We start from the raw sequence: 18,475 nt of genomic DNA, 5'->3' as shown, positions 1-18,475 counted from the left end.
TCGACCGCCGTCGAACTGGCACGTTTGAGCAGCGCAAGGCTCCGGGGAAGATCACCGGCCCCGCCGCCGTCGGACGCCAACGCCTGAGAAGTCTGCAGTCCGTCGGGGACACTGCGCAGGCCCGGAACGGAGGCAAATCGAACAGCAGAAGCGGCGGCGGGCAATGCCGCCCACCGCAACGCCCCTCCTGCTGCGAGTTCCCCCAAGACCTCCATGGGATAACTCTGCCGCGGGGGTCCGACAATTTAGCCCTGTCCTGCGGAGGAATCGCTGGCACCCGCGGGATTAGAATTTCCCCCATGGCCGTTTACCTGGATCCGCCGCTCTGGCCAGCCCACGGAACCCACTTTTCGCACTTGATCTCGGATACCTCCCTCGACGAACTGCACCGTTTCGCCGAGGCCGCCGGCATTCCGGAACGCGCGTTCGACGGCGACCATTACGACGTCTCCGAGGCCCGGTACGGGGCCCTCGTGGAGGCCGGCGCCGTCCCCGTGGAGGCGCGGGTCCTAGTCCGAAAACTGATCGCCTGCGGGCTCCGCATCCCGGCCCGCGAGCGCGGCAAGGCGCTCAAGCTGCCGCTGCTCAACCGCTGGAACGCCGTGCTGCCAGGCCACGACGCCCTCTTCCTGGACCTCCTGGACCGCTGGGGCGAGGAGCACCGGAAGTACCACGGCCGCACCCACCTCCTCTCAGTCCTCGAAGCCCTGGACCTGCTCACCGAGCCGGCAGACCCTCCCCGCACCGTGGTTCTCGCCGCCTGGTTCCACGACGCCGTATACCGCGGGATCGCCGGCCAGGACGAGGAGGAGTCGGCGAGGCTGGCAGAGGACAGGCTCCTGCACGCCGGGCTGTCCGAGGACGAAGCGTACGAGGTGGGGCGGCTGGTCCGGCTCACTGCCGACCACCGCCCGGAGGCAGGGGACGACGACGGCGCCCTCCTCTGCGATGCGGACCTGTCCGTTCTCGGCGGCGAACCCAAGGCCTACGGCCGCTACCTCAGCGCCGTCCGGGAAGACTTCGCGCACATCGGCGACGCCGACTTCGCCGCCGGACGCGCCGCCGTCGTGCGTCATTTGCTGGAGCTGGATCCGCTGTTCAACACGGCCCGCGGCCGTGAGCTCTGGCTGGATTCCGCGCGGCGCAACCTCAACGGCGAGCTCAACCCCGCAGCCTGGCCCGCGTGAGCGAGGTTCAGGCCGCGCACCGGCAGCTGCCGTTCACGGTCCGCTTCGAATGGGGGCTCGACGGCGCCATGGCCGTGGCGCCCGGGGCCGAACTGGCCGTGGTGGTGGACGTCCTGTGTTTCACCACGTGCGTGAGCGTCGCCGTAGAGCGTGGCGCCGAGGTGTTTCCCTACCGCTGGAAGGACGGCACGGCAGCCGGTTTCGCGGCGGAACAGCAGGCGGTGCTTGCCGGACGACGCGGCGGCAAAGGGGTCAGCCTCTCCTCCGCCAGCCTGCGCTCCGCGTCAACGCTGGACAGGGTGGTGCTTCCCTCACCGAACGGATCGGCGTTGGCCCATTCCCTGGCGGGCGCGGTGCCGCGCGTCGCCGCAGTGTGCCTCCGGAACGCCCGCGCCACGGCCGACTGGGCCGCCCGAAACTTGCCCCCGGCCGCCGTGATCGCCGTTATTGCAGCCGGTGAAAAATGGCCCGACGGCGGACTCCGGCCCGCGCTCGAGGACCAGCTGGGCGCAGGTGCTTTCCTGGCGGCACTTCCCGGGCATCGCCGGGCCGGGCTCTCCCCCGAAGCCCGGTGGGCCATGGACGCGTTCACCGCTGCGGAACCGCGGCTCGGTGACACGCTGCTGGAATGCTCCAGCGGGCGCGAGCTCGTTTTCGGCGGTTACCAGGAGGACGTGGAGATCGCTGCGGAGCTCAACCGGAGCACCGCCGTCGCACTTCTCGACGACGGCGCGTTCCGCCGGGCCTGAGCGCTCGCCCGTAGGCGGCCGCTGGCCTTAGCGGTAGCTGGTGACGAACGGCCGGTCGGTGGGCACGATCTGCTTGCCCAGGGGCATCAGCGAGACCGGGATGAGCTTCAGGTTCGCGATGGCCAGCGGGATTCCGATGATGGTGATGGCCATGGCGAACGCCGTCACCACATGGCCGATCGCGATCCAGCTCCCTGCCACCACCAGCCAGATCACATTGCCCAGGAGCGAGAACACGCCGTTGCCGCCCGGCTTGTCCACCACCATGCGGCCGAAAGGCCACAGCGTGTAGGAGGCAATCCGGAACGATGCGATGCCCCATGGAATGGTCACGATGAGCAGGCAGCAGATGATGCCCGCGAAGAAGTACCCCAGCGCCAGCCAGAGTCCGCCGCATACCAGCCAAATGATGTTGAGCAATGTCTTCATACGGCCATTCTCCCCCGCTCGCGCCTGATCGGGCGTCGGGGATTGCCCTGATCCGGCCCTGAATTCGCGGCCGCCCGCATCAGCCGATGATCGGCCGCTCTTCGGGCAAATGGTAGAGCCGCGGATGCGCGGAGAGTGCCAGGGCAGAAGCCACAGTGATGGTGCCGATGCGGCCGACGAACATGAGGGCCATCAGCACCCACTGCGCGCTGACCGGCAGGTGATAGGTGATGCCGGTGCTCACCCCCACCGTGGCGAAGGCGGAGATGGATTCAAAGAGCACCTTTTCGAGGCTGTAGTCGGTGAACAGCAGCAGCAGCAGCGTGCCCGCAATGACGGCGGCGACGCCCAGCAACGCAACGGAGAGCGCCTGGCGCTGCGCCGAGGAACTGATGGAGCGGTGGGCGATGGTCACCTGTTCGCGGCCGCGGACCTCGTTCCAGATGGCGAATCCCAGGATGAGGAACGTGGTGATCTTGATGCCGCCCGCCGTCCCCGCACTCCCGCCGCCGATGAACATCAGGATGTTGGTGACCATCAGGGTCTCCGGTGTGGCAGCCCCGTAATCGATGCTGTTGAAACCGGCGGTCCGGGGAAACACGCTGCCGGCCAGCGCCCCGAGGAACTTCCCGCCTGTGGAGAGCGGCCCCAGGGTTTCGGGCCTGTTCCATTCGAAGGCCGCGAAGAGCACAAAGCCTGCCGCCAGAAGCAGCAGGGTGCCGTAGACGGTCAGCCGGACGTGCACTGTCCAGTCCCTGATCCGGAACCCGTCCCGCATCAGGGCAATGATCACGGGAAACCCCAGCCCGCCGGCCACCACGGCTGCGCAGACGGGGACAATGATCCAGGGATCTTCGGCCAGCCCGATGAGGTTGTCACTGTAGAGGGAGAAGCCGGCATTGTTGAAGGCGGATACAGCGTGGAAGATGCCGTGCCAGAGTGCCGTGGCAGGGTTGGCGTCGTAACCGATCCAGAACCGGAGCGTCAGGACCGCTGCCGTGCAGCCCTCCAGTGTGGCCATGATCTTGGCGACCCGCACCAGCACGGAGCGCACATCACCAAAATTCAGGGTGTGGGTTTCGGACTGCGCCACGAGCTGCCCGCGGAGGCCGAGGTTCTTGCGGACCAGCAGGGCGAGCAGAGTTGCCAGCGTCATGATGCCGAAGCCGCCCACCTGGATCATCCCGAGGATCACCGCCTGGCCGAAGGGCGTCCAGAACGTGGCAGTGTCCACGGTTATCAGGCCGGTCACGCAGACGGCCGAGACCGAAGTGAACAGGGCCGGCATCACGACGTCGGAGTCCGTGGGGTAGTGCGAGGCGGGAAGCAGGAGCAGACCGGCCCCGATCATGATGACGGCGAGGAACGCCACCGGCACCGACCTGACCGGATGCAGGAGCAGGCGCCTGATGCGGCTGTCCTTCGGCCGAATGTCCGCGCGCACCTTTGCCGGCCCCCTCAGCGGTACGGCCATGGGACGTCCTCTCATCGGCGGGCATACAAAGGGCTTCAGGCACCGCGACAACAACCGTGCCCATAGTTCGACGCATCACGGAGCGTAGCACCGCGTGATTCCAGCAGAACCCGGTCTTTACGAAATCCTTACGCGGCCCTTTCCCGGCCACGCAGCGGCGCAGGCGCATACTGTTGGCAGCGTCCCGGCAAAGGGCTAACGTCACAGCCAAGGGGCGGTCCGTAGAAGGAGGCGCAGCGTGACCATCATTGACAACGCCGTCTACGTAAATGGCCGCCGGACCACCGACCCGGAGGGGCTTGAGGAGACCTACTTCCTGCTGCGGCAGCGCGAGGGGATGGCCTGGATCGGCCTCTACCGGCCGGACGCGCCGGAACTGCGTTCCGTGGCAGACGAGTTCGACCTCAGCCACCTGGCGGTGGAGGACGCCCTGACCGGCCACCAGCGGGCAAAACTTGAGCACTACGGCGAGATCCTGTTCCTGGTGTTGCGCCCGGCGCGCTATCTCGACGACGTCGAAAAGGTCGAGTTCGGCGAGATCCACGTTTTTGTGGGAACGGATTTTGTGGTCACCGTCCGCCATGCTGAGTCACCGGACCTGGCCCGCGTCCGCCGACGCATGGAAGCCCAGCCCGAGTTCCTGGCGCTGGGTCCGGACGCCGTGCTGTACGCCATCCTGGACCAAGTTGTGGATGAATACGAGCCGGTGGCTGCCGGCCTGGAAAACGACATCGACGAAATCGAGGACGACCTCTTCAGCGGCGACCCGGACGTCTCGCGCCGGATTTATGAGCTCTCCCGCCAGGTCATCATGTTCCAGCGCGGAACCAGCCCCCTGGCGGGAATCCTGCAGGCCCTCCTCTCCGGAACGGTCGAGCATCGGCCCGGCCCCGAGCTTCAGGACCACCTCCGTGACGTCCTGGACCACGTGCTGCGGCTGGGCGAACGGACCGCCTCTTTCCGGGCCCTGCTGCAGAACGCGCTCACCGTCAACGCCGCGCTGGTGGCGCAGCGGCAGAACGACGAAATGCGGCGCCTGACCGAATCCAGCTTCGCGCAGAGCGAGCAGGTCAAACGCATCTCCTCCTGGGCCGCCATTCTCTTCGCCCCCACCCTGGTGGGCACCATCTACGGGATGAATTTCCGCACCATGCCCGAGCTCGACTGGATCTTCGGCTACCCCATGGCGCTGGGCCTGATGGCGGCCATGGGCGTGGCCCTCTACGCCGCGTTCAAGCACAACAAATGGATCTGACAGCGGTCCGGGCAGCACTGGCGGACACAGCCCGGAGAGCCCGCGTTCCGGGAATGTCACTAGCCGTCGTGTCGCGGGACCGGGTGCTCCATACCGGCGGCACAGGTTTCGCGGACCTTGAGGGCCATGCCCCCGCGACGGCGGATACGGTCTATCCCTGGTTTTCCATGACAAAGCCGGTGACAGCCACCGCTGCCCTGCGGCTCTCCGAGCAGGGGCTCCTGGACCTGCACGCGCCCGTGCACGAATACCTGCCCTGGCTGCGGGCCCCCGGGCAGGCCCAGCCAACCGTATGGCAGCTGCTCAGCCATTCCGCGGGGCTGGGCAATCCGCTGCCCGTGACGTGGATCCAACCGGCGGATGCACCGGGGCCGGACCAGGAGCAGATGCTGCGGAAACTGTTGGCCCGGCGCCGGGCGTTCCGCCACCGCCTTGGTGGCACCGGGCATTACTCGAACGTCGGATACCTCGTGGCGGCCCAGATCATCAGCCAGGTCTCCGGTGAGCCATTTCCGAGCTACGTCCGGCGCGAGATCCTTGCTCCGCTGGGCATGGATTCAACCGGTTTCGCCTACCTGCCAGGACACTCCGCGGCTACAGGCTATGTCCGTATCCCCCGCCCGCTCACCCCGGCGCTCGCGGCAATCCTCCCACCAGGAACACTGGGGGCAAGGCACGGCGGATACACCTCGCTCAACCCGTTCCTGGTTGACGGCGCGGGCTACGGAGGCCTGGTTGGAAGCGTGTTGGACGCAGCAGCGTTCGCCCGGTTGCACCTCAATGACGGGCTGGCTGTTCCGCCGGGAACCGCCAGCGCTCCCGCTGTCCCGCAGGGGCACCGCATCCTTCAGGAGTCCACGGCGCGGGCGATGCGCGACATCCGCGTCAAAGGAAGGCAGTTCGACCACTCCGCGGGCTGGTTCCGGAAGCACACCAAGGTGCCGCACGAATCCTACGTGGAGCACTTCGGCACCGGGCTGGGGTTTTGGAACATCATGCGCCTTTACCCGGAGCAGGGCAGGGCAATCGTGCTCATGTCCAACAGCTCCACGAGCTACGATTACGCCACCCTGTTTTCCCTGATCCTCCGCATGCCGTGGACCTGAGGCCCGCGACTATGCCTGCTTGACCAGGGCTGCGTCGACGTTGATCTTGACCTTGTCGCTGACCAGCACACCGCCGGCTTCGAGGACCGCATTCCACGTCAGCCCAAACTCCTTGCGGCTGATTTCTGCCTCTGCGCTGAAGCCTGCCCGGGTGGCACCGAACGGATCAACCGCCACACCGGTGAACTCCACTTCGAGCTCCACGGACTTGGTGACGCCGCGAATGGTGAGGTCGCCGGTGACGGTATAGTCCTCGCCGTCACCCTCGATGCCCGTTGCCCGGAAAGTCATCTCCGGGAACTGCTCGACGTCGAAAAAGTCCGCGCCGCGGACGTGCGCGTCGCGGTTGGCATCGCCCGAGTCGAAGCTCGCCGTTTTCACGGTGGCGTGCAGGCTGGACGCCGACAAGGACGGGCCCACGTGCGCCTCCGCGGAAGCGTCGGTGAAGCGGCCGCGGACTTTGCTGATGCCGGCATGGCGGACGGTGAACCCGATTTCGCTGTGGGACATATCAAGGGTCCAGATGCCGGGGGTAATACCTTGGGGCAGAGTCACAACGGGTCTCCTTCGACTCGGGTGGCGGGCCTGGCCCGCCGGTTCTTCGGGGTGGTCCCCAGCTGAATGCTAGCGAAGAGCATTAGCCACGGCTAGCCTCAGCACCGGGCGCCTCAGTCGCTGGCACAGCCTCAGCCGCAGGCGCGGGTACAGCCGCAGGCCATTTCGGCTGCCAGCCAATGGCAGGGGCAACGTGCCGGGCAATGTTGCCGAGCAGCTTGGCGTTGAAGTCCACGCCCAGCTGGTTCGGGACGGTGAGGAGGACGGTGTCGGCGGCCTGCACCGCGGCGTCCGCCGCAAGCTCTTCGGCGATGGCGTCGGGCTCGCCCACGTAGCTCTTGCCGAACCTCGCCACCAGTCCGTCAATGATCCCCACCTGGTCCCGCTTTTCCCGAAGGGCGCTGAGCCCGAAATACCGGCGGTCCTCGTCGTCCACGATCGGCAGCACGCTCCTGCTGACTGAAACCCGGGGCGTGTGCTGGTGGCCGGCGCCGGCCCAGGCGCTGCGGAACATGCTGATCTGTTCGGCTTGAAGCTCGTCGAACGGCACACCGGTGTCTTCGGTCAGCAATGTGGAACTCATTAGGTTCATGCCCTGTTCCGCAGTCCAAACGGCGGTGGCGCGGGATCCGGCGCCCCACCAGATCCTGCGGGCCAGATCCGGCGAGTTCGGCTGGACCGGCAATTTGCCGGGTCCGCCGCCGAACCGGGGATCCCCGTCTGCCACGCCGGCGCCGGTGATGGCATGGCGGAACAACGCGGTGTGCCGGCGTGCCATGTCCGCGGGGCTCTCGCCGTCGGCCGGAACATGGCCGAACACTGCGGCGCCGTCCCGTGCCGGCTCGGGTGAGCCGCGGCTGACGCCCAGCTGCAGCCTGCCGCCGCTGATCAGGTCCGTGGCGGACGCTTCCTCCGCCATGTACAGCGGGTTTTCGTACCGCATGTCGATCACGCCGGTGCCCATTTCAATCCGGCTGGTGCGGGCGGCGATGGCTGCCAGCAGCGGGAACGGGGAGGCCTGCTGCCGGGCAAAGTGATGCACTCGGAAGTACGCGCCGTCGATGCCCAGCTCCTCGGCGGCCACGGCCAGCTCAATGCCTTGCAGCAGGGCGTCCCGGGCCGTGCGGGTCCGCGACCCCTCGACGTTGCCCCAGTGGCCGAAGGAGAGAAATCCGATGCGCTTCATGACTGCGGCAACAAGAAGCCGTCACTCTTCATTCCGGCGCCAGGTCATTCCGGTGCTAGGCGGCCGGGGCCTTCGCTGCCAGCACAAACGCCCGGACCTTCGCCAGGTCTTTGACTCCGCGGGAACTTTCGACGCCGGAGGAGACGTCCACTCCCCACGCACCGGCTTCCTTTGCGGCCCGGGCGACGTTCACGGGGTCAAGTCCCCCGGCCAGCAGCCAGCTCCGCCCGGCAAGCCCCTTGGCCTGCACCGACGCATAGTCCCAGGCCTCGCCCGAGCCCGGCACGGCGGCATCGATGAGCAGCAGTTCCTCGCCCCAGCTGCCGAATGCTTCCGGGGCGGCACTCATGGTGACGGCCCTGATCACCTTCATGCCGGCGTCGTGCGCTGCTTTCACGTCCTCCGGGGTGCGGTCCCCGTGGAGCTGGATCCACTCGAGGCCCGCCTCGCGGGCGAGCGCGATGGCGTCCGCCACCGGCTCGTGCCGGAACACGCCCACTGCGGGGGTGCCGGCCGGCACGTGGGCGAGTAGCTCCCGGGCCCTGGCGGGTGTGACCTCGCGCGGGCTCTTGGTCAGGACGAATCCGACGGCGTCCGCGCCGGCACCTGCTGCTGCCAGGACCGACTCCGGCGTACTCAGGCCACACACCTTGACGAACATCCTGCTCCTCCTGCGATTCTCTTCCTCCACCTGACGTTAGCAAGCCTGCCAAGTCTGCACCGACGTTACGCCCGGGCCTCGTTCCGGCCGCTAGGCTGGGCGGATGGAGATCATCCGCTATGCAGAACTCAGGGCCGAACCGTGGCGCAACAAGGGCGGGGTCACCCGCGAACTGGCCAGCCATCCGAAGGCTGCTTCCGCCCAGGACGGCGCGTGGGACTGGCGGGTGAGCATCGCCGAGGTGTCCAAAGCCGGCGCGTTCTCCGCTTTTCCCGGCATGGACCGCGTGCTCACCGTGATCGAAGGCGAACTCCTCCTGCTGACGGTAGACGGCGCCGAACACCCGCTGGAGAAGTACCGGCCGTTCCGGTTCTCCGGCGACGCCGACACCGCCAGCGCACTGCCCACAGGCGACATCCGCGACCTCAACGTGATTACCCGGAACGGTGCCTTCAAGGGGTACACGTCCATCATCGAACTCTCCAAGAAGCGCGCGCACCCCGTATTCGAAGGCCAGCTGGGCATTCTGCTGCAGGGACAGGCCACTGTCAGCCCCGGTGCCGCTGCTTCGGATGCCGAACCCGGCGGCGGGGACACGCCCGTCGACGGCGTGGCACCTGAGGCAGCCCCGGCGCCAGGCGAGCCGGAGACGCTCGGCCGCTACGACGCCGTCGTCGGTTCCGACTCCGGTACGCCGGAAATCCTGGGCCGGGGCTTCCTGGCCGTCGTATCGATCGACCGGGTTACGGGCTAGGCACCGGTCACAAGCAAGCGGTCGGTCAGAAGGCTGCGGCGGACGCCTGCAGGTCTTCCCGCTGCGCCGGCTGCCCGTTGGGGGTGAGCGCTGCGGCGATCACTACGGAGCTGGCCGAGGCCCAGGCCTGCGGCCGGCAGCTCGCGGGGAACGGCACGGGGGTGCGCATGGTGTCCGAGCCGTGGCCGCCAAAAAGCTCCGGCAGCCGCCAGTCGTTGGCCTCGGCCACCTCCAGCAGCCCGGCGGCGAGCTGCGCCGCTTCATCCGGGAAGCCGTCGGCCAGCATGCCGCTGATGATCAGGGCGGTGTCGTGGCTCCAGACCGCGCCGGCGTGGTAGCGGGTGGGCCAGTATCCGCCGTTGCTAGTGGACAGCGTCCGGACCCCGTAACCGGAGAACATGGTGGGGTCCATAACGCGGCGCACCACAATCCGTTGCTCGTCCTCGTTCAGGATTCCGGTGCCGAGCAGGTGACCCATGTTGGAGGTCACGCCGTCCACCGGTCGCTTGTCGGCATCCAGGGCAAGGGCGGGGTACGGACCCAGCTCGTCCTCGCACCAGAACTGCGCACGGAAGCGTTCGGCCATACCGGCCGCGTAGTCGCGCCATTCCTGCGCGCCCGGACGTCCGAAGGCGTCAAGGATTTCCGCGCCCACTACTGCCGCCTCGTAGGCGTAGGCCTGGACCTCGGCAAGCGCGATGGGCCCCTTCGCCAGTGAACCGTCGTGCCAGCGGATGGCGTCGCCGGAGTCCTTCCAGCCCTGGTTCACCAGGCCCTGCCCGGAGGCGTCGAGGTATTCCAGGAAGCCGTCCCCGTCCAGGTCGCCGTGGTCCCTGAGCCACTCGAGCGCGTCCTCGAGGTTGGGCAGGAGTTCCTTGACCTCGGCGTCGGGCATGCCGGCTTTCCAGGCATCGTGCAGGAGGCAGATCCACAGCGGAGTGGCGTCAATGGTGCCGTAGTACACCGGCGGCAGGCGCAGGGCATGGCCGCTCTCCGCCACGGTCAGGACGGTCCGGCGGACTTCATGCAGGATCTTGCCCGGCTGCACTGCCGTGGTGTGGTCCGTTTCCGTCCCCTGCCGGCCGGCGAGTGCACGGAGCGTTCCGCCGGCAATGGCCGTATTGATGGGCAAAAGCATGCGCGCCGCGATGATGGAATCGCGGCCGAACATGGTGAAGAACCAAGGCGCACCGGCCGCCAGGAACGTGTCATGCGGATGCGAGTAGTGCGCCAGCCGCAGGCTGTTGAGGTCGCTGACGGACCGTTCCAGAAGGCGGCTAAGCCGGGGATCGTTCGACGCCGGAGCGGTGATGGGTTCACCGTCGGCGGCCAGCATCGGCGAATCCGCATCCGTCAGGTCAACCGCCCATTCCAGCTCGACGGGCACGCCGGGAGACACCTCCACGGCCCAGTCGATGGTCACGGTGCTGCCGTCCACGCTGACGGTTCCGTCGACCGCCGTCAGCGCCAGGGTGGTGTCCTGGTCGCGCCAGGACCACGTGGTCCCCTGCGGTTGCACGGGGGCGCCGCCACGACCGCCCTGCTTGATGTGCTCCATGGTGGTGTTGTCCGCGCCGAGGGTCAGCCTGACCGTCAGCGATACGGGCTCCAGCATGGCGGACTCCAGGCGCAGTGTCTCACCCACCCGGCCGGAGCAGCCGGTGAGGTTCTCGGTGTCCTCACCGTGGCGGATGCGGCTGGACTGGGCCGAGCGCGTGCGAACCAGGGAGAGCAAGGGGTCAGCCACCTCGGCGTCGGCACGCACGAAGTAGATGTAGTCGGTTTCCTTGGAGGAACGCAACTGCGTGGACACCCACTCGGGCTCCCGCCCGTCGACGGTGAGGACGGCAGAATTGAGGACGCGGTCGTCGCCGCAGTAGATCCCCTGTGCGCCGGTGTGGCGGACCTGTCCATGGGCGTCGGACCACGCCTGGATGGGGGCACTGAAAACGCCGGAAAGATTGTGCAGGTATGGCTGTTCAGAGGCCACGGTAAAACAACTCCTGTGCTGCTGGGTGTGGGTGCGGAGGCTGGCGTCCGCACCACCGGGCGAGAACCTGGGCGCACAGATTTGATCGATCAAATTTGTGCGGTTAAATCGTCTCACACGTTAGTGTGAGACGGAAAAGACCGCGATGCGGCAGCCATGCCGGGGCGTCCGCCGGCCACTGCCTGCATTTCCAACCGTCCAGTACCGCGTCCTAAGGAGCCCCATTTGGCCCGGCCCACCCTCGCCAGCCTGGCCAGAGAACTCGCCGTGTCCCGGCAGACCATCTCCAACGTGCTGAATGCTCCGCACAAGGTCAAGCCCGCCACCCGGGAGCGCATCCAGGCGGCCATTGAGGCAGCCGGCTACCGGCCCAGCGCCGCCGCCCGGCAACTGCGCACCCAGCGTTCCATGAACTTCGGCATGCGGCTCCTTCCCGCGACGGACGGAATCAACGGCGCCGTACTGGACCGCTTCCTGCACGCGCTCACGGAAGCGACGCAGGCGGCAGGCTACCGGCTCACGCTGTTCTGCGCGGACTCGGACAGCGACGAGATCCGCCAGTATGAGGAACTGCTCGACGTCGCGGGGCTGGACGGATTCATCCTCACCTCCAGTACCCCGGACGACGCCCGGACCCGCTGGCTGCAGGAACGCGGAACACCCTTCGCCGTTTTTGGTCGGCCCTGGGATAGCGCCGGCCGCCCGACGTCGGGGAGCCACTCCTGGGTGGACGTTGACGGGGCCGCAGGAACGGAACAGGCCGTGCAGATGCTGCTGGAGCAGGGCCACTCCAGGATCGGGTTCCTGGGCTGGTACACGGGCAATCCCGTGGGCGCAGACCGCCGCCGCGGCTGGCAGCGCGCCATGGACGCGGCAGGACACCGCCGGGATGTGCCCGACCTCAGCGTGGAAGCGGAAGAGACCGTTGCCGGCGGAGCATCCGGGGCGGCCCTGCTGGCGTCGAGGGGTGCCACGGCCATTGTCTGTTCCAGCGACTCGCTGGCCCTCGGGGCCATGGAAAAACTCCGGGAGTTACGGCCCGGCACCGGGCGGCCAGCCGTTGTGGGCTTTGACAACACTCCCGTGGCTGCCGCACTCGGTCTCTTGAGCGTCGCCCAGCCGGTGGAAGAGGCCGCGCGCCACATCATCCGCGTGCTGACCTACGAACTGGCCAGCAACGGGACCGCCGGGGCGGCCACCCCGGCCACAAACCCGCCGGACAGGCAGCTCCTCCTTGCCCCGCACGTGGTGGAACGAATCCCGCTGCCGCTGGCGCCAACCGGCATTAGGCAGGCCTAAACCAAGGGCCTTGATGTTTCCCCGTCAGTGCCCTAATGTCGCCAGCTACCAGCTGAATCTCTGGAGCCGATCATGAGCGACAAGGAATCCGCACCAGCCTCGCGCGACGCCCGCGCCGCCGTCCACCCGAGCGCGCCCGACCCCCGAACTGCCGCAGTCCAGCGAACCGCCGCAGTCCATCCAGCCGCCCCGCTCGTCGCGATCGGCATCACCTGCGGCATTGCCTGGGCCGCAGGATTCCGCAGCTACATGGTGGAGCTTGCGGGCCCGGCCTCCACCTTCACTTGGTGGGGAACCTTCGGTGCGATCCTCCTGCCGGGGGCCATTGCGGGCGGGCTCCTGGGCTGGGCGGAGGCTCTTCGGCGCGCAGGCGGGCGGAGGGGATGGCGCTGGCTTGCCCTTGCTCCACTCGCCTTCGCCGTCGCCCCGATGTTCATGCCGGGCGCGATCACCGCACTCCTCACCGAAGGCCTCGGCGGCGGCGCAATCGCAGTCTCCCTGATGGGGATGGGCGGCGGCTACGCCCTCTCCCGTCGCGGCCCCCTCTGGGCACGGCTGCTCTGCGGCCTCGTCAGTGCAGCCCTCGCCGCGGCACTCATCCTGACCGGACCCGGAATCGCCGGCGCCCGCCTCGCCATCACCGAAGCGCGCGGCGCCTGGTTCGCCATCCTGGCCGCATCGTTCATCGGTGTACTGGCCCTCGCCGCGTCGATCCCGCACCGGACCATACCGCCCCGGTGACCTTAACCACCAACGGTGGCCTCCCGCCGTCGGGCGTTGCTACGCTGGGACCAAGGCTCCCTCTTTGGAACCTCCGGACGACGGTTCAGTACCCGGCACGCGACAAGACTGGCCAAAGGATCTGTCATGTCGTGGTTAATCCTCATCCTCTCCGGTGCGCTCGAGGCCGTGTGGGCCGCAGCGCTGCACCGGACCTCCCAAGCCACGGGCCTCCGGCGCGTCCTGCCCGCAACGGTCTTCCTCGTCTCAGTCATTGCCAGCACCGGCGGGCTCGCCCTCGCGATGCAGTCCATCCCCACCGGCACCGCCTACGCGGTGTGGGTGGGCGTCGGCGTGGTGCTGACCTCCGCCTACGCGATCGTCACCAAAGTGGAACGCGCGACGGCGGGACGGCTGCTGCTGCTCGCCGGGATCGCCGCGTCCGTGGTGGGCCTGAAGTTGGTGGCGTGATGACCAAGAACGCGACTGCCTGGCTGATCCTGCTCGCGTCCGCCGTGCTGGAAGCCGTCTGGGCCACCGCACTGGGGCTGTCCGACGGCTTCTCCCAGGCGCTGCCGACCGCCGTCTTTGCCGTCACCGCAACGCTGAGCATGGCGGGACTGGGGATCGCCGTGAAGTCGATTCCGCTCGGGACCGCCTACGCCGTGTGGGTGGGCATCGGCGCTGCCCTGACCGTGGGCTGGGCGATGGCCACCGGCGTCGAGCCGGCCAGCCCGCTCAAGCTGCTGTTCATCGCCGGGATCGTGGGCTGCGCGGCGGGGCTGAAGCTGCTGCCGCAGGACCGGTAGAGCCGCGCACCACCAGATCGGATGCCAGGACCACCGGCGAGCGCGTGGAATGTTCGCCGGCAATTTCGGCCGCCAGGGCGTGGACGGCGGCGTGCGCGATCGCAGCGACGGGCTGCCGGAGCGTGGTCAGCGGCGGATTCGTGAGCGCCATCAGCGGTGAGTCATCGAAGCCGACGATGGACACGTCTTCCGGCACGCGCAGCCCCCTGGCCTGGACCGCCCGGATGGCACCGAGCGCCATAACGTCGGACGCGCACACAATGGCCGTGTGGCCGGAGTCCAGGAGCTCATTCGCCGCACTCTGGCCGCCTTCCACCGTGAACATGCTGGTGGCCGTGTGCGGTTCCGGGTCCTCAATGCCCAGGTACTCGGCGAGGGCGGAGCGGAAGCCGGCCAGCTTCTGCCTGCTCGGGATGAAGCGGTGCGGGCCGATGGCCAGGCCGACCTTCCGGTGCCCCAGGCTGGCAAGGTGCTGCACCGCGGTGCTGATGGCCGCGGCGTCGTCATTGGACACGGAGGCTGCCGGCAGCTCCTGGCGGGCACCGTTGACCAGGACGAACGGGATGCCGCGGCCGCGCAGCCGGTGGTAGCGCTCCAGGCTGGCCTGGCCGTCGGCATGTGAACTGCAGATGAAGATGATGCCGGAGGCCTCCTGCGCCACGAGCATCTCGATGTACTCGTCCTCAGAGCGTCCCCCGCCAGGCAAAGCACAGAGGATCGGAATAAAGTCCTCCTGGGACAGGAGCGACACGACCGTCTGCGCGATTGCCGGAAAGATCGGGTTTGTCAGGTCCGGAACGATGATCCCCACCTGGCCCCGGGTAGTGCTCCGGGCACGGTCCGGGCGCTCGTAGCCGAGGTCGTCCATAGCTGCGAGTACGGCCTGCCGCACCTCGCGCGACACGCCTTTCCGGCCGTTGACCACCCGGGACACCGTGGCGATACTGACCCCGACCTTCCGGGCCAGGTCCTCCAGCTTCGGTCGCTCCGGGGCGGGGTCTGCCCGGCCCGCTATCGTGCTCATAAGGCTCCTTCACCGGATCGGCCGTCCGGAAGTCATGGTGTTTCCAGTGTACGTAAACATCACGTCGCCTTGCATGAAAACATAACGCTCTATTTTCAGTAAATGGTTGACGTGCGTCACAACAGGTCCCTAGGCTCGTCGGTATCCCCGCTCACCGCTGATGCCGTTCTGGGGCATTGCCAAGGAAGGTCTCCCATGATTCGCCACTCCCGCCCGCCCGGGTCCCCGCCCGCCCTCAACAGGAAACTCCTGGCTGCCCTGGCCGCGGCCTGCGTCACGCCCCTCACCCTGGGCGGCCTTGCCCTCCCCGCATTTGCGGACCACACCGCCGCTCCGTTGGCTGTGGCCCTCGTAGGGTCGCTGCAATCCGAGACGGGCTGCCCGGGCGACTGGCAGCCGGAATGTACAGCCAGCAGGCTGCTGCCGGTGGAGGGGTCCGCGACCCTCTACCGGGCCACGTTCGATGTCCCCGCCGGCACCTACGCCATGAAGGTCGCCCTCAACAATTCATGGGACGAGAACTACGGGGCCGGCGGAGCAGCGGGTGGCGGCGACATCGTGCTCAACGCGCCGGGAGGACCCGTGACGTTCACGTACGACCACGCCAGCCACACCCTCACTGACGACGTGCCGGATGCGCTCGGAGCCGAAGCCGGCGCGCACTGGCTGACCGCAGACACCATTGCATGGAAGGTGCCGGCGGCCGAAGGAACGGAGTACCGGCTTTACAGCGCTCCCGACGGCGGCCTGGCGGTTACGGACGGACAGGTTACCGGCGGTTCCTCCCTTCCGCTCAAGCGGGATGCCGAAGGTCTGGACGCCGGGATTGCTGCCAAGTACCCGCATCTGGCGGGCCTTGCCTCCCTGCGGCTGACGGAAGCCGACGCGCTCCGGGCCAAGGAACTACTCAAAGGCCAGCTGCTGGTGGCTGCCCTCGGGGCGGACGGCAAGGTCACAGCCGCTACCGGCGTCCAGGTCCCCGGCGTCCTGGACACCATCTACCCCGAAGCGGCGGAGCAGGAACTTGGGCTGACCTGGAAGGGCAAGCGCCCGGAGCTTTCGCTGTGGGCCCCCACGGCCCGCAGCGTCACCGTCCACACCTACGCCTCCGGCTCCGGCGGCGAACCCGTGGCCAGCAGGGCTATGAAACCCGCCGGCGACGGCGTCTGGTCCATCACCGGGGACAAGGACTGGAATGGCGCCTACTACCTGTACGAGGTGGAGGTCTTCGTCCCGGAAACCGGCAAGGTTGAGCGCAACCTCGTCACCGACCCTTACAGCGTGGGTCTCTCCGCCAACTCAGAACGCAGCCTTTTCGTGGATCTGGATGACAAGTCGCTGGCGCCGGCCGGCTGGGCCAAGCTGCAGAAGCCGGCGCTCAGCAAGCCGGAGGACCTCTCCCTCTACGAGCTGCATGTGCGCGACTTTTCCATCACCGACCACTCCGTTCCGGCCGAGCACCGCGGCACCTACAAGGCGTTCACGGACGCCGGCAGCAACGGCATGAAGCGTATGCAGGAGCTGGTGGACGCCGGGATGAACGCCGTCCACCTGCTGCCTGTCAACGACATCGGCACCATCGAGGAGCGCCGCAGCGAGCAGCGTGAACCGCTCTGTGACCTGGCAGCCCTTCCCGCCGATTCCGAGGAACAGCAGGCCTGCGTTGCCGGGACGGCGGCCAAGGACGGCTTCAACTGGGGCTATGATCCGCTGCACTACACCACGCCCGAAGGCTCCTACTCCACCAACCCGGACGGAGCCGCCAGGATCACGGAATTCCGTGAAATGGTGAGCGCCCTCAACACCACCGGCGCGAGGGTCATCCAGGACGTCGTCTACAACCACACATCGAGTGCCGGCCAGTCCGGAAGCAACAACCTCGACCGGATTGTGCCGGGCTACTACCACCGCCTGAACGCCGTCACCGGATCCTTGGAGACCTCCACCTGCTGCGCCAACACAGCCACCGAGAACGCCATGATGGGCAAGCTCATGGTCGATTCGCTGGTGACGCTGGCCAGGACCTACAAGCTGGACGGCTTCCGCTTCGACCTCATGGGCCACCACTCCAGGCAAAACATGCTGGACGTCAGGGCGGCCCTCGATGAGCTGACGCTGCCCAAGGACGGCGTGGACGGCAAGAACATCGCCCTGTACGGCGAGGGCTGGAACTTCGGCGAGGTGGCCAACAACGCCAGGTTCGTCCAGGCAACCCAGGCAAACATGGCCGGGACAGGCATTGGCACGTTCAACGACCGCCTGCGCGACGCCGTCCGCGGCGGAGGCCCGTTCGACCCCGATCCGCGGGTCCAGGGGTTCGCTTCCGGCCTGTTCACGGATCCCAACGATTCGCCGGCCAACGGCACCCCGGAACAGCAGAAAGCCGCCCTCCTCCTCGCCCAGGACCTGGTGAAGGTGGGCCTGACCGGCAACCTGAAGGACTACTCCTTCATCGACCGCACCGGCGCCGCCGTCAAGGGTTCGGACGTGCCGTACAACGGCGCCCCCGCCGGGTACACCAGCGATCCGCAGGAGGCCATCACCTATGTGGAAGCCCACGACAACGAGACGCTGTTCGACGCCCTTGCCTTGAAACTCCCGCAGGACACGGCCATGGCCGACCGCACACGGATGCAGACCCTCGCGCTCAGCACCACCGCCTTCGGCCAGGGCATCTCCTTCTGGCACGCCGGAGGTGAGTCCCTGCGCAGCAAGTCCCTGGACCGCAACAGCTACGATTCCGGCGACTGGTTCAACGTCCTGGACCACACGGATGCCACCAACGGCTTCGGCCGCGGCCTGCCGGCCAAGGCTGACAACGAGGACAAGTACAGCTACATGCGCCCGCTGCTGGCGGATCCGGCCCTGAAGCCGACGTCCGCGGAGATCGCGGAAGCCCGCGGACGCGCCGCGGAACTGCTGCAGATCCGCAAGAGCACGGCGCTGTTCCACCTCGGCGAGGCCGCGTTGGTGCAGCAGAAGGTGTCCTTCCCTTCCGGCGGGCCGGAACAGACCCCGGGTGTGGTGGTGATGCGTATCGACGACTCCGTCGGGACGGACGTGGACCGGAACCTGCGCGGACTCGTGGTGGTGTTCAACGCCTCGGATGCGGCCACCAGCCAGACGGTGGCCGCCACCGCAGGTTCCGCCTTTGCCCTGCATCCGGTACAGGCCGGGGGCATCGATTCCGTGGTCAAGACGGCAACCCATGACGCGGCGTCCGGGACGTTCACCGTCCCTGCCCGCACCGTGGCGGTGTTCCAGGCAAGATAGCCGC

Annotated in this window: 17 protein-coding genes, 1 pseudogene and 1 riboswitch; of the genes and pseudogenes, 10 read left to right on the top strand and 8 right to left on the bottom strand. The window is 67.8% G+C overall.

Going from position 1 to position 18,475, the window contains the following annotated elements:
• Nucleotides 1-215 (bottom strand): annotated as a pseudogene (locus ASF98_RS24840) (HNH endonuclease signature motif containing protein); the annotation flags it as partial.
• A gap of 84 nt (nucleotides 216-299) precedes the next feature.
• Between ASF98_RS24840 and ASF98_RS14240 the strand changes: the two are divergent.
• Together ASF98_RS14240 and ASF98_RS14235 are read left to right on the top strand one after the other, a co-directional pair.
• Entirely contained in the window at nucleotides 300-1,187 is an 888-nt protein-coding gene (locus ASF98_RS14240; RefSeq protein WP_055802908.1) for a DUF4031 domain-containing protein, read from the top strand.
• Nucleotides 1,184-1,936, top strand: a complete 753-nt coding sequence (locus tag ASF98_RS14235) for a 2-phosphosulfolactate phosphatase (RefSeq protein ID WP_055802906.1) — start codon at nucleotides 1,184-1,186, stop codon at nucleotides 1,934-1,936. Before ASF98_RS14240 ends, ASF98_RS14235 begins: the two co-directional genes overlap by 4 nt.
• Nucleotides 1,937-1,963: 27 nt before the next feature.
• Here ASF98_RS14235 and ASF98_RS14230 read toward each other — a convergent pair whose 3' ends face one another.
• Both ASF98_RS14230 and ASF98_RS14225 read right to left on the bottom strand, forming a co-directional pair.
• Nucleotides 1,964-2,365, bottom strand: a complete 402-nt coding sequence (locus ASF98_RS14230; RefSeq protein ID WP_055802904.1) for a YccF domain-containing protein — start codon at nucleotides 2,363-2,365, stop codon at nucleotides 1,964-1,966.
• 79 nt (nucleotides 2,366-2,444) lie between these two features.
• On the bottom strand, nucleotides 2,445-3,839 hold the full coding sequence (locus tag ASF98_RS14225; protein ID WP_055802902.1) for a TrkH family potassium uptake protein: 1,395 nt from the start codon (nucleotides 3,837-3,839) through the stop codon (nucleotides 2,445-2,447).
• Nucleotides 3,840-4,077: 238 nt separating this feature from the next.
• Here ASF98_RS14225 and ASF98_RS14220 point away from each other — a divergent pair, with 238 nt between their 5' ends.
• Both ASF98_RS14220 and ASF98_RS14215 read left to right on the top strand, forming a co-directional pair.
• A complete protein-coding gene (locus ASF98_RS14220) occupies nucleotides 4,078-5,094 on the top strand; it encodes a magnesium and cobalt transport protein CorA (RefSeq protein ID WP_055802900.1) in 1,017 nt (338 codons plus the stop codon).
• A complete protein-coding gene (locus tag ASF98_RS14215) occupies nucleotides 5,085-6,200 on the top strand; it encodes a serine hydrolase domain-containing protein (protein WP_055802898.1) in 1,116 nt (371 codons plus the stop codon). The genes ASF98_RS14220 and ASF98_RS14215 overlap by 10 nt, the downstream gene beginning before the upstream one ends.
• A gap of 9 nt (nucleotides 6,201-6,209) precedes the next feature.
• Here the strand turns inward: ASF98_RS14215 and ASF98_RS14210 are convergent, their stop codons facing one another.
• The 3 genes from ASF98_RS14210 to ASF98_RS14200 form a co-directional block, all read right to left on the bottom strand.
• Nucleotides 6,210-6,755, bottom strand: coding sequence for a YceI family protein (locus ASF98_RS14210; RefSeq protein ID WP_055802896.1), 546 nt, complete (start codon nucleotides 6,753-6,755; stop codon nucleotides 6,210-6,212).
• Between the two features lie 82 nt (nucleotides 6,756-6,837).
• Nucleotides 6,838-7,941, bottom strand: coding sequence for an LLM class flavin-dependent oxidoreductase (locus ASF98_RS14205; protein ID WP_055802894.1), 1,104 nt, complete (start codon nucleotides 7,939-7,941; stop codon nucleotides 6,838-6,840).
• A 55-nt stretch (nucleotides 7,942-7,996) separates the two neighbouring features.
• The gene (locus ASF98_RS14200; RefSeq protein ID WP_055802892.1) at nucleotides 7,997-8,602 is read right to left on the bottom strand and encodes a phosphoribosylanthranilate isomerase; all 606 of its coding nucleotides are present in this window, start codon (nucleotides 8,600-8,602) and stop codon (nucleotides 7,997-7,999) included.
• A 103-nt stretch (nucleotides 8,603-8,705) separates the two neighbouring features.
• Here ASF98_RS14200 and ASF98_RS14195 point away from each other — a divergent pair, with 103 nt between their 5' ends.
• On the top strand, nucleotides 8,706-9,356 hold the full coding sequence (locus ASF98_RS14195; RefSeq protein ID WP_055802890.1) for a HutD/Ves family protein: 651 nt from the start codon (nucleotides 8,706-8,708) through the stop codon (nucleotides 9,354-9,356).
• A gap of 25 nt (nucleotides 9,357-9,381) precedes the next feature.
• Here the strand turns inward: ASF98_RS14195 and ASF98_RS14190 are convergent, their stop codons facing one another.
• Nucleotides 9,382-11,346, bottom strand: a complete 1,965-nt coding sequence (locus ASF98_RS14190) for a glycogen debranching N-terminal domain-containing protein (RefSeq protein WP_055802888.1) — start codon at nucleotides 11,344-11,346, stop codon at nucleotides 9,382-9,384.
• A gap of 225 nt (nucleotides 11,347-11,571) precedes the next feature.
• Here ASF98_RS14190 and ASF98_RS14185 point away from each other — a divergent pair, with 225 nt between their 5' ends.
• From ASF98_RS14185 to ASF98_RS14170, 4 genes are all read left to right on the top strand, one after another.
• A complete protein-coding gene (locus ASF98_RS14185) occupies nucleotides 11,572-12,645 on the top strand; it encodes a LacI family DNA-binding transcriptional regulator (protein WP_055802886.1) in 1,074 nt (357 codons plus the stop codon).
• 72 nt (nucleotides 12,646-12,717) lie between these two features.
• Complete coding sequence (locus tag ASF98_RS14180; RefSeq protein WP_055802884.1) at nucleotides 12,718-13,386, top strand: hypothetical protein; 669 nt, start codon at nucleotides 12,718-12,720, stop codon at nucleotides 13,384-13,386.
• 50 nt (nucleotides 13,387-13,436) lie between these two features.
• Nucleotides 13,437-13,503: riboswitch (guanidine-III (ykkC-III) riboswitch) on the top strand.
• 9 nt (nucleotides 13,504-13,512) lie between these two features.
• Entirely contained in the window at nucleotides 13,513-13,836 is a 324-nt protein-coding gene (locus ASF98_RS14175) for a DMT family transporter (protein WP_055802881.1), read from the top strand.
• A complete protein-coding gene (locus ASF98_RS14170; RefSeq protein WP_055802879.1) occupies nucleotides 13,836-14,174 on the top strand; it encodes a DMT family transporter in 339 nt (112 codons plus the stop codon). Before ASF98_RS14175 ends, ASF98_RS14170 begins: the two co-directional genes overlap by 1 nt.
• Here ASF98_RS14170 and ASF98_RS14165 read toward each other — a convergent pair.
• The gene (locus tag ASF98_RS14165) at nucleotides 14,116-15,198 is read right to left on the bottom strand and encodes a LacI family DNA-binding transcriptional regulator (protein ID WP_055802877.1); all 1,083 of its coding nucleotides are present in this window, start codon (nucleotides 15,196-15,198) and stop codon (nucleotides 14,116-14,118) included. The genes ASF98_RS14170 and ASF98_RS14165 overlap by 59 nt on opposite strands.
• A gap of 195 nt (nucleotides 15,199-15,393) precedes the next feature.
• On the opposite strand from ASF98_RS14165, the gene pulA reads away from it, so the two are divergent.
• Nucleotides 15,394-18,471 carry a pullulanase-type alpha-1,6-glucosidase gene (gene pulA / locus ASF98_RS14160; protein ID WP_055802875.1) on the top strand — a complete coding sequence of 1,026 codons (3,078 nt, stop codon included), beginning with the start codon at nucleotides 15,394-15,396 and terminating at the stop codon, nucleotides 18,469-18,471.
• The last annotated feature ends 4 nt before the right edge of the window (nucleotides 18,472-18,475 follow it).

Origin of the sequence: Arthrobacter sp. Leaf337 (assembly GCF_001423745.1) — a bacterium.
Taxonomy (GTDB): Bacteria; Actinomycetota; Actinomycetes; order Actinomycetales; family Micrococcaceae; genus Arthrobacter.
This window is presented reverse-complemented; position numbering and strand designations above follow the sequence as displayed.